At 40.4% G+C, this 11,790-nt stretch carries 6 protein-coding genes; all 6 read left to right on the top strand.

Annotation, left to right across the window (positions count from 1 at the left end; translation table 11 throughout):
• Positions 1–710: T9SS type B sorting domain-containing protein (locus tag H4O18_RS21650; protein WP_187588586.1), on the top strand; the 710-nt coding region annotated here is incomplete at its 5' end.
• A gap of 15 nt (positions 711–725) precedes the next feature.
• Positions 726–1,679, top strand: coding sequence for a PorP/SprF family type IX secretion system membrane protein (locus H4O18_RS21645; protein WP_187588584.1), 954 nt, complete (start codon positions 726–728; stop codon positions 1,677–1,679).
• Between the two features lie 10 nt (positions 1,680–1,689).
• Entirely contained in the window at positions 1,690–3,627 is a 1,938-nt protein-coding gene (locus H4O18_RS21640) for an OmpA family protein (protein WP_187588582.1), read from the top strand.
• A gap of 383 nt (positions 3,628–4,010) precedes the next feature.
• On the top strand, positions 4,011–5,627 hold the full coding sequence (locus tag H4O18_RS21635; protein WP_187588580.1) for an Ig-like domain-containing protein: 1,617 nt from the start codon (positions 4,011–4,013) through the stop codon (positions 5,625–5,627).
• A gap of 238 nt (positions 5,628–5,865) precedes the next feature.
• Complete coding sequence (locus H4O18_RS21630) at positions 5,866–10,515, top strand: GEVED domain-containing protein (RefSeq protein WP_187588578.1); 4,650 nt, start codon at positions 5,866–5,868, stop codon at positions 10,513–10,515.
• 491 nt (positions 10,516–11,006) lie between these two features.
• The coding region (locus H4O18_RS21625; protein ID WP_222942500.1) for a hypothetical protein at positions 11,007–11,790 on the top strand (784 nt) is incomplete at its 3' end.

Below are 11,790 nucleotides of genomic sequence, written 5' to 3'. Positions count from 1 at the left end.
GCACTGCCGACGGTACCTATACCATTGACTATACGATCTGCGAGGCGGCCAATACGGACAATTGTGATTCCGGTACGGTAACCATTCAGGTAGGTCCTGATATGGACAATGTATTGGATGCAGTGGATGACGTTTATACCACAGATACCGATAACACTGGTTTAATCATTGGCAGTAATGTGCTGGATAACGATACCCTTAACGGAGATCCTGTAGCGCCTACGGATGTAGTGCTTACTTCGACTCCAACGGCCGAACTGACGATAAACGAGGATGGAAGCGTAAGCGTAACCCCTGGCACTGCGGATGGCACCTATACCATTAGCTATTCAATCTGTGAAGCGGCCAATACCGAGAATTGTGATACAGCTACGGTTACAGTAATTGTTGAAGAAGGTGATGACGATGAAAAAATTGAGGTTAATCAATTGGTGACCCCGAATTCTGATGGAAAAAATGACTTCCTTTTTATCAGGGGTGTTAAAAATGCCCATAACAATACCATGAAAATATTCAATCGATGGGGAGTTTCGGTATATGAAGGTAAGGGCTACAATAACCAGAATAATGTATTTGACGGTAGATCTAAGGCAAGATCTACTGTAACAGGAAATGACTATTTGCCCGCTGGTGTTTATTATTATATTTTCCAGTATGAAAATAATCAGCAGAATATTACAGATAGTGGTTATATTTATGTCAGTAAATAATATATTTTATAGTAGATGATATATAGAAAGAGTCTCCTCGTCACCGTTTTAATGTTGTTTTCCCTTTTTGCCGGACTGTACGCCCAGCAAGATGCCCAATATACCCAGTATATGTATAATACTATGAGTGTAAACCCGGCGTATGCTGGTTCTAGGGGACAATTGAGTATTGCGGCACTATACAGATCTCAATGGGTAGGTTTGGAAGGAGCTCCTAAAACGCAGACCTTAAATTTGCACTCACCTATTAGGAATAGTAGACTGGGTTACGGAATTTCTATTATCAATGATAATATTGGGGATGGTGTGGTTCAGGAAACACAGTTCGATGCGGTCTTGTCATATACTGTTGATGTTGCTTTGGATGCCAAATTATCATTTGGATTAAAGGTTGGTGGCAATATGTTGAGTTTGGATTTTAACGGATTGAACAATTTTGATGCGGAAAATATTCAGGGTGATGATATTGATAATAAGTTTTCTCCCAACTTTGGGGTGGGCGTTTATTATCATACAGATAAATTTTATGCCGGACTTTCCGCTCCTAACCTAGTTGAGACCCAGTATTTTGATAATTCACAAAGAGATCCCAATTCGGTACAATTCCTTTCTGCGGAACGGATGAATTTTTACCTGATTACTGGCTATGTATTTGACCTAAACAATAATTTTAAATTCAAGCCGGCTGTATTGACCAAGGTAGTGGGCGGTGCACCCTTGCAAATAGATTTGTCCGCCAGTTTCCTGTTTAATGATAAGTTTAGTTTTGGTGCAGCCTATAGATGGGATGCTGCATTAAGCGGTATGGTAGGCTTCCAGTTGAGTGATCAGTTCATGGTTGGGCTGGCTTATGACAGGGAAACCACTGAGTTGGGTGGAACTCAATTTAATGATGGGTCTTTTGAAGTGTTTTTAAGATTTGAATTGGTGAAATCGTTCCAAAGAATGGTATCACCGCGTTTCTTTTAAAAAAAATAAAATGATAAAAAGAATTTTTTTGCTGACGTTATTATTTTCTGTCATTGGTAATGTTGTCATTGCCCAGGATAGATTGGTAAACAAGGCAGATGAAAAATATAAGGATTACTCCTTTAGTCCGGCCATAGATATCTATAAACGCGTGTTGGACAAGGGATATACGTCGGCAGACCTATTAATGAAACTTGGGAATTCTTATTATTTTAATGCAAATTACAAAGAGGCTTCCAAAATCTATAAAAGACTATTAAACGAATACAAAGAAGGCATTGGGCCGGAATACTATTTTAGATATGCCCAGACCTTAAGATCCCTCGGAGAATATGATCTTTCCAAAGATGTAATGGCACAGTTTTCCCAAATGACGTCTGCAGATGTTAGGGCCAATCTTTATATGGCGGAAAGAGACTATTTAGCGGAAATAGACAAAAATTCGGGTAGATACGACATTGGTAAATTTGAATTTAATTCCAGATATTCGGATTTTGCTCCTACATTTTATAAACAGGGTTTAATATTTTCTTCTGATAGGGATACTGGAAATTTAGCACGATATAGGCATACCTGGAATTCCAAAGATTTCTTGGATCTATACAAGATAAATGTCGACAGTATCTCGGAGAATAAGGTTGTTAAATTTGGAGATGAGATCAATACCAGATTTCACGAATCCACCTCGGTCTTCACAAAAGATGGCAATACTCTTTATTTTACAAGGAATAACCTTTTTGATGGTAAAACGGTAAAGGACAAAAAAGGGGTTGTACGTCTTAAAATATTTAAGGCGACCAAAGAAAATGGGGTGTGGACCCAAATCGAGGAACTTCCCTTTAATAGTGAATCCTATTCAATAGCGCATCCAACGCTTAGTCCAGATGAAAATCTGCTTTATTTTGCGTCCGATATGCCCGGTTCTTATGGGGAGTCGGATATCTTTAAGGTGGCCATAAATAGTGATGGTACATATGGTACGCCTGTAAATTTGGGGGACATTATAAATACTGAAGCTAGGGAAACTTTCCCATACGTAACCAGTGAAAATATACTTTACTTTTCATCGGATGGTCATCCAGGCTTAGGTGGTTTGGACATATTTACCACTAAAATTTCTAACAGTCAATATATTGGATCTGTTTTAAACGTAGGAAAACCAGTAAATAGTTCATTGGATGATTTTACCTTTATTATAAACGAAGAAACTAGAAACGGCTACTTTGCTTCAAACCGTGAGAATGGAATGGGGGAGGATGATATATATAGTTTTGTTGAGACCAAAAAATTGGAATATGATTGTATTAAACCAATAACGGGAACGGTTAGGGATAAAATATCCAATGAAGTATTGGTTGGGGCAACGGTTAAGGTTATCGATGAAAATAATGAGGAATTGGCATCGGTAATTACAGATTCTAATGGCAACTATAGCATTGCAATAGATTGTAATAAAGGCAATTTTGTGAGGGCAACTATGCAAGGATATGTGCCTTCAGAGGAGTATTTGAATTTATCGGACAGTAAACCAAGAATTATCGATTTTTACCTTGAAAGAGATACCGTAACAGCAGGCTATGGGGATGATTTGGCGAAATTACTACAGCTAAGTACCATTTATTTCGATTTTGATAGATTTAATATTCGACCTGACGCGGAAATTGAAATACAAAAAGTCATCGCCGCAATGGAAAAGTATCCAAGTTTAAAACTTAAGGTAACCTCCCATACCGATAGTCAGGGAGTGGATTCCTATAATTTGTGGTTATCCCAAAAAAGAGCAGAATCTACAGTGGCCTATATGATTTCTAAAGGAATAGCAAGTGATAGACTGGAAGGGGAAGGCTTTGGAGAAACACGTTTGGTAAACAGATGTGTCAATGGGGTAAGATGTTCCAAAGAGGAACATCAGTTAAACCGAAGGTCCGAATTCTTGATTCTGGAATAGATTTACTCTTTTCAAAAATATTTAGAGCAGCTGTGAAAACAGCTGCTTTTTTTGCGTATAATAATAAGGCTTTTTCCAATTATTAGATAAATAGGATTCTAAGGTCCTAGTTAATGAAGGCTTTATTTCTAATGTATTCACTTTTCCATTTCTCGTTTAATTATTCCTATACAACAGTTTGTTGCTGTTTCACAACATAATGTTTTAGATGCTTTGCTCATGTAATATTTTCACCTTTTATTGCGTTAAACATTAGTTAAATACTATTTAAGTATTTAACATAAAAATGATTGTCAGAATTTTGTGACGGTCGTAATTATTAATAATAAATGTCTTTTGGACACATGTTTTTGAGCCAGAAACTAAAACAAGCGGTTTTAATCGTGTTTTTCATAATCTTTAGTCTACCCGTTTTTACTCAGGTTACTGGTGACTATAGATCAAAGGCATCGGGCAATTGGGGCAGTTCCAGTACTTGGCAAATCTATAATGGTGTTGCATGGGTCAATGCCACATCATATCCCGGACAGAACAGTAATGTGGGCACTGTAACCATTGGCAGTGGCAATACTGTATCCTTGAATGTGAATATTACTTCTTATACGATAGACAAGCTTATTATTGGGAATCAATCTGGCGGAAATGATACTCTATCGTTGCCTAACAATGGGGTGCTAACAGTTAATATTATGCTGGTCGCGGTTCAAAGTGATGGAATTCTTACATGGGACGGTAATGCAGATTTACATTTGCCTTCGGACGCTATAATCTACAACAATGGAGGACAGATTGATACCGATAAGAATTGTAATAATTCCCAAAGAATATTTTTGGGGACTCGAGAGTTTTCTTCCTGTAAAGGTAACGGTAGTTATGAGTTCTCCTTTGATGAAATTGAATCGGCCTTACCGCCCCCCACTAGCAATGGGGATATTACCGAATGTGCTACCAACCCAATACAGACCTTGACCGCCTCGGCAACCCCTCCTTCTGGGGCCCATGTGGTTTGGTATACTGCTACTAGTGGAGGTTCTCCAGTGTCTCCAACTTTAAATACGGTAGGAAATGTTACTTATTACGGAGAAAGTGTTGACAATTCAGACTCCAGTCGCAGAAGCCTTTTTAGGACAGCTGTAAAACTAACCATACTACCAAGACCTACGATTTCGGTCAGCAGTCCCCCTAGCTGTGTTTTTAGGCTTTTCTCGCCTACAACCTACCAATTGGAGGTAACCGTTAGCTCGGGAACGGTAACGAGCACTGCGGGCACTGTCACAAATACCTCTGGCAATGTGTGGGCCATCACCAATGTGCCTTCAGGAACCAATATTGTGGTAACGGTAACAGATGCCAATGGCTGTACCAATCAACTTCCCGTGACCGCACCTAACTGTGCATGTCCAGTGGTAAGTCCACCTACCAGTGGAGGTAATAAGTCTTATTGTACTGGAGATGCTGTGCCCAGCATAACTGCATCTGTAGGTTTTGGACAGACAGTGGACTGGTACAATTCTGCAAGTGGAGGAACATTGTTGTTGTTGGATAGTACAACGTATACTCCAAGCGGACCTGGAACTTATTACGCGGAAGCAAGGAATACGACGACCAATTGCCTTAGTGGGGCAAGAACGGCAATAATCGTTACTCAGGATACCCCTTCGACGGCCACTATAGGACCAGATCAATCCATTTTTACGGGAGGTAATGCTATTTTTACGGTAACTACAACCAATGCAGATACCTATCAATGGCAAGTAAGTTCAGATGGGGGAACGGTCTTCAACAACATTTCAGACGGTGCGGAGTATGCCGGTACTCAGTCAACGGCCTTAACCGTAAAGACGGCCGGTGCAAATAAAAATGGATATAGGTATCGTGTTGTGGCTTCAAAATCGGGATCAACTTGTCCTGCTACATTTTCATCTTCAGCATTGCTGACGGTAAAGGTTAGAACTGTTATTACCAATAGGAGAATAACCTATAGGGTCGATGCAAATTGATCTCATCACTAAGTAAGGTTTTAAAAAATTGATTTTCAGTATTTTAATTCATATTGCTTAGTTTTGGTGGGCAGTTAAAACTATTAAACTTCATCATTTAGGAGCTTTACAGTGTTATTTGCGCTATACACAACATTTATTTTCCTCATTCTTGTACTGTGGTAGTTTTGTAATCTGGTAAATCTATTAGCGTCAATTTTTATACCGTTATAATATTTTACTGGTCTAAACTTGTTGAATGAGGTTTCCAAGCTTACATAAAATTCTTTTTGGCTTTCTGATGGTCTTTGCGGGAATTGCTTCTGCACAAACGACAATTACCTCACAGGTAGCTCAAGGCAATGATGATGCCGAAGAGCAGGTTTCCAATGGAAATATGGATCTTGGCAGTTCCGATTTGGAATTGACTAGTGATGGGGGAACAAACCAATTTGTGGGCATTCGTTTTCAAAATATAAACATACCTCAGGGAACCACTATTTTAAGTGCCAAGATTCAATTTACAACGGATGAGACTGACACAGGTAGCACTTCGGTTACCATTAGAGGTGATGATTCGGACAATGCCAACGTTTTTTCCAGTTCAAATTATAATATTTCCAGTAGAACATTGACATCGGCATCCACCGTCTGGAATAATATTCCTTCTTGGAATACCGTAGGACAATCCGGGGTTAACCAACAAACACCGGATATAACGACCATTGTACAAGAAATTGTAAATAGAGGAGGATGGAGCAATGGTAACGCTATGGCTTTTGTAATTAATGGATCAGGTGAGCGAACCGCGGAAGCTTACAATGGTGATTCGTCGAAATCACCGGTATTGACAATTGTGGCCGATTATACACCTCCTCCACTTACGCCCTTGCCTGCTATAATACCAAACCTAAACAGGGGACTCCCGTTTATTTACTATATGGCAGATAATAGGTCGGAATTGTATTCCGTAGCACCAGACCCTACTGCTTCGCCCTTGCCTTCACCTAATATTATCAATATTACATATGGGGGATCTCCAATTATCTTTACAGGGGAAGGAGGCGGCTATAGGTCTACCGATAGACAGGTATACGTTTTCGAGGGAGATACATCCACATCGAGTTCCGATATGTACTCCATTGATCCAACAACTGGAATTGCCACTCTTGTGAAAACAGGTATAGTTCCAGGGCACGTGGAAGGGGCAGAATTTTGGATCAATAATAATACGGGGGAAGAAGTGCTTGTAATAGTTTACAATAATGGGAGCAGTGGTGGTTCCGATCGCATAGCGGCAATCAATCCTAATGCTGACGGTGCACAACCAGCATGGTCTCTCTATGCCGGATTCCCGGTCATACTGTCCGGGGCTAGAACCAGGGCAGATGGTATTTCGTGGAATCCGGAAACAGCTGAGTTTTATATTCAGAATGACAATAATGTAGATTATTATACAGTGGACATAACCACTGGGGTTACAAATTATGCCTTTACCACATCTTCGGCCATTGACGGTGAAGGAATTACCTATGCAAGTGACGGAACTAATTACATTGAAGATGAGGATAATGTGGGCTTGGGCAGAACCATTTTTATTGTTGATACCTCGACGGGAGCTTTAACCCCTGCGGCCCAACTGGGTAGTACAGGCGATGTTGAATCCATTATGGGGAACCTAGGTGTAAGAGACGATGGTGGGGATGCTCCTTCATCCTACGGATATGCCTCACACCGACTTCCAGTACTTGTAGCTACACCAGTTTCCATTTATTTGGGGTCTGTGCCACCAGATAGTGAAGATCCTTTTGTTAATTTCAGCACAGGCACCAGTGATGATAATTCGGGAGATGACGAGGACGGTGTTACAAGTGGTGGATCAGATTTTAGCGGTCAATTACTAAGTCTGGGACAGGTAAAGACCATAGATATTGTGACCAACGGGTCTGGAGTTTTAAATGCCTGGATCGATTTTAACCGGGATGGGGATTTTGATGATCCGGGAGAAAAGATCGCCACGGATATTGTTCCGTCAGGAGGGTTGATCACTTTAAATGTGTCTGTTCCCGTTACAGCAGTGCCCGGCGCTTCTTATGCGCGTTTTCGTTACTCCAGTGATACCGGATTGGCTCCAGGGAATTCTACTGCCAATAACGGCGAGGTAGAAGATTATCAAGTCATTATTCAAGATACGATTTCATGTCCTTCTGGTGAAACCAATGAAGAATACTTTACCTATGGTCCTGTTTATGCCACTGCAGTAATTGTAGATAATAGTGTGTCAAATCAGGATAATGCACTAGGCAACAATAATGCAACTACAGCTCAATTCAATAGTAATGGGGATGAACTGGTACTTGAAATGGGGGAAAATATCAATAGTGGAGATGTAGTCACAGTAAATGGAGAAGATGGGGATGATTTTGATATATGGGTGTCTTCTAGTGCTACGGGTCCATGGACAACTGTTGGTACTAACGCCCAACTTGATTTTACTTTTACCTCGCCTATAAATTGGTTGTACATCCGCTTCAAAAGAGGTGATGGTACTGGGACTGAAGATTTAAGTTATGTGGAGGCTATCAAATCTTATTCCAATTTTAGATGTGTTCCAGATAATGACGGGGATGCCATACCTGATAGGACCGATCTTGATGACGATAATGACGGAATACCAGACGCCGATGAACTTGCAACATTGGTAAGTACAGGGCAACCTGCCTGTGGGGGAGAAACTGTTCTTGATTTCAGTGCTGCTGCAAACCTTGAATCCGGGACTGACAAACAAATTGGTGCAGTTTATAGATTCGCCAATATTACAACGGGTACAGATGCCCTTATCTCCATTACTGATATATTCAACGCAACGATTTCAACGATAGATGATAATGCAACTGATCCTACATATTTTAAACCTATGACCTCCTTTAATTTTCCAAAGGCGGGTGATTTCGGTTACATAGAATACAATATTCAGTTTGTAAATTCTGGGGGCAGTACACCTGTGATGATCAACAAATTCTTTATGAATTTTAATGATATTGACGGAAGTGCAGAATATGGTGAACAGACTTGGGCAGATAATCCTGCAACTTATACTATAGATAATCCTACAGAACTTACAATGAGCCAAGAAGGGGCCTGGGTTATAGGCACCTCAGGTACTGCAGGTTATCCTGGAGCAGGAAATGTTAATCCACAGGTGAATTTCAGTGTCAACTATAATTCAAAATCGGAAATGTCGGTCAGGGTAGGTGCCATCGCCTTTGTAGATGGTGCAAATTCTGGAGGTAGGCAGCATAGTATTCAATTTAATTGTGTATCCAATTATCTAAGCCCAGAGACATATGGTTTGGATTCCGACTCGGATGGTGTTGCTAACCACCTAGATATTGATTCTGATAATGATGGGATATATGATGCTGTTGAGGCTGGGCATAACCTACTGCATTCCAACGGCGTTATAAGTGGTCCTTATGGTCTCAATGGTCTGGCTGATGCAGTAGAAGCTAGTCCAGAGAATGGTACGTTAAACTATATAATAACGAATTCCGATGGAACAAATCCTCCCGATTACTTGGATAGTGACAGTGATGATGACGGCTGTAACGATGCCAATGAGGCGTATGCCAACGCTACAGCAGATAGTGACGGTAATGGGTATTATGGAACTGGATTGCCCCCGGCAGTCAATCCTGATGGTGGCGTAATAGCAGCTTCATATCAAGTTCCGGCAGATAGTGATGCTAGCGCTATACCTGATTACCAGGAGGCAGAAGCGGCCCCTGTCATTAACACTCAACCAACGGACGAAAGTATTTGCGAGGACGGGGATACCTCTTTCTCGGTCGTGGCATTCAATGTAGACACCTATCAATGGCAGTTTTTTAATGGATCTATTTGGATAAACCTTACGGATTCGGGAATTCATAGTGGCAGTACTACTAACCAAATGAACATAACAAACGCCCAAAATTCGCATAATGGTAACCAATATCGGGTTATGGTATCCAACTCAAGCCGTATTTGTGATTCGGTTACCTCAAATTCGGTTACTCTTACGGTCAATCCAAAGCCAACCATTATAGTAACTGGGTCGCCCTCCTGTAATTTGTTTTTGACAGCCTATTCTCTGCAGGTTACTGTAAGTACAGGCACGGTTACAAGTACTGCCGGAACGGTAACAAATACTTCTGGGAATGTTTGGAGCATAGCCAATGTACCAGAAGGGACCAATATAGTCCTGACCGTTACAGACGGCAATGGATGTATTGAAACTCTTCCTGTAACGGCACCGGATTGTTCTTGTCCTACAGTAAACGCCCCGAACAGTGGGGGGAATAAGGCCTTTTGTACAGGAGATCCCGTTGTTACCATTAACGCTACAGTAGGAGCAGCTCAAACGGTTGATTGGTATGATGCAGCATCAGGGGGATCTTTATTGTTGGCAGGAAGCCTGAGTTATACTCCAAGTGGTCCCGGAACATTTTATGCAGAAGCAAGGAATACAATTACGGGTTGCTTGAGTGCCACTAGAACGGGTATTACAGTTACAGAGGATACTCCATCTACGGCAACAATAGGGACCGATCAGATAGTATTTGTTGGGGATAATGCAGTTTTCACAGCCACTAGTACAAATGCAGATATCTACCAATGGCAAGTTAGTACTGATGGTGGGGTTATATTTAATAATATAGCTGATGGTGTTGCTTATGCTGGAACACAGACCACTACATTAACCGTAAAAGACGTGGAAACTATTGATAATGGGCATCTATTTAGAATTTTAGCCTCAAAATCTGGATCCAGTTGTTCTGCAGTAGCTTCCACCTCAGCATTGCTTACCATTCAAGTAAAAACTGTAATTACCAATAGAAGAATTACCTATAGAGTTAAAAAGAATTAGAGAATTCACTCAGCCCACAAAAGTCAATTCATGTGATTTTTCCCACAATTAAATTTCGGCAAGCGTTGCTATTATTAGGATGATCGACGAGTGAAATAGCCATTAATAGTTGTTTTAAAATATTGAAAACCTCAACTATCGATGTATAGACAGTATAAATATAGGGTTACACAACATTTATTTCTTGTAGCCAGCCGTACGGTTAATTTTGTATGGTGTTATAGATCTGTTTAATTAAAAAATAGGACAAACATTAAATGTTACCATTTTAAAAGATTAGAAAATCCTACTTATGAAAATTTTGAATAAAAACATTTTTTCAATATGGTTTAAACTACCGCAAAGGAAAATGTTGTTATCTCTAAATCAATACAGGATTTTCCAAGATTTTAAATTATCCAATAAATTTTACAGCGTTAATGAAAGATTAATTCTGTCAAGAACTTATTATTACCAATTGAACAAAGACCAACTTAAGTAAAGTATATATCATGAAGAAGGGGATTTTATTAATCGTATTTCTAATTTCTGGATTTGCCATGGCGCAAACCACAGTAAATTTGGAAGACCAGTGTAATTGCGAGGTGCTCAGCGGCACACTTGTAACAGCGCCTGGGACTACAACGCCTACTGGGGCAGATATTGGAGATATATACGTAAATACAAATACAGGAACTATATATTTTTGGGATGGTGATTCTTGGGAGTTGACATCTACGGATAGTCAACAACTTCAGGTCTTTAGCTTTAATCCGGTTAGCAATCAGCTGACACTTACCCTTGAGAATGGAGGAACCTTCAATGCAGATTTAAGTAGCCTTGCTGGTGATGGTAATATTACTTCTTCTACGATAGATGTAGGTGGAGATACTAATGCTTTGTTGGGAGATGTTACTCTTGAAATTGGCGACGATGCGGTAACCAATGCAAAATTGGCCGATAATGCAGTTCAGACAGAAAATATTTTAAGCGGAGGTACGGATAAGGTTTTGGTTACCGATGGAGCGGGTTTGGTTGCATGGGTCGATAAGTCTGGTTTTGCCACTATCGCCGATCAAATAACAATTACCGGAGCAGGCACCACCGTCGATCCCTTCAAAGTGGAAGACTTATCTATTGTTACTGCAAAACTGGGTGATGACGCAGTTACCAACGCCAAACTGGCGGACAATGCAGTTCAGACAGAAAACATATTAAGCGGAGGAAACGATAAAGTTTTGGTTACCGATGCAGTTGGTACAGTTGCCTGGGTTGACAAGTCCAGCTTTGATGCCA

This window comes from Arenibacter arenosicollis (assembly GCF_014397245.1).
Classification (GTDB): domain Bacteria; phylum Bacteroidota; class Bacteroidia; order Flavobacteriales; family Flavobacteriaceae; genus Arenibacter; species Arenibacter arenosicollis.
The sequence above is the reverse complement of the archived record's forward strand: the minus strand, read 5'-3'. Positions and strand labels throughout refer to the sequence as shown.

Coding starts and splice junctions, on each gene's coding strand:
- H4O18_RS21640 (WP_187588582.1), top strand. CDS start 1,690: ATGATAAAAAGAATTTTTTTGCTGACGTTATTATTTTCTGTCATTGGT.
- H4O18_RS21645 (WP_187588584.1), top strand. CDS start 726: ATGATATATAGAAAGAGTCTCCTCGTCACCGTTTTAATGTTGTTTTCC.
- H4O18_RS21630 (WP_187588578.1), top strand. CDS start 5,866: ATGAGGTTTCCAAGCTTACATAAAATTCTTTTTGGCTTTCTGATGGTC.